Raw genomic sequence first — 385 nt, 5'->3', positions numbered from 1 at the left:
TCCTCAACAACATCAGCATCGCCCTGCGTACCTTCGCCAGCGGCCTGCTGGCCGGCCTGGGCACGCTGCTGGTGCTGCTGTTCAACGGCGTGATCATCGGTTCGGTGGCGGGCCACCTGCAGCACATCGGCCATGGTGATCCGTTCTGGCGCTTCGTCGCAGGCCATGGTGCCTTCGAGCTGACCGCGATCGCCATCGCCGGCGGCGCCGGCCTGCAGATGGGCTACGCGCTCGTCGACACCGGCGGCCGCACCCGCCTCGGCTCCCTGCGCGCCCAGGGCCGCGACCTGGCGATCATCATCCTCGGCGCCGCCGTCATGCTGTTCATCGCCGCCGGCCTCGAGGCGTTCTGGTCGCCCTCGGCGATCGCGCCGCCGATCAAGTG

1 protein-coding gene is annotated in these 385 nt (G+C 70.4%); it reads left to right on the top strand.

Annotation, left to right across the window (positions count from 1 at the left end; genetic code table 11):
* The coding region (locus tag I6F37_RS44640) for a stage II sporulation protein M (RefSeq protein ID WP_225155077.1) at window positions 1-385 on the top strand (385 nt) is incomplete at both ends.

The sequence above is a fragment of the Bradyrhizobium sp. NBAIM08 genome (assembly GCF_020193935.1).
Lineage (GTDB): Bacteria > Pseudomonadota > Alphaproteobacteria > Rhizobiales > Xanthobacteraceae > Bradyrhizobium > Bradyrhizobium yuanmingense.
The sequence above is the reverse complement of the archived record's forward strand: the minus strand, read 5'-3'. Positions and strand labels throughout refer to the sequence as shown.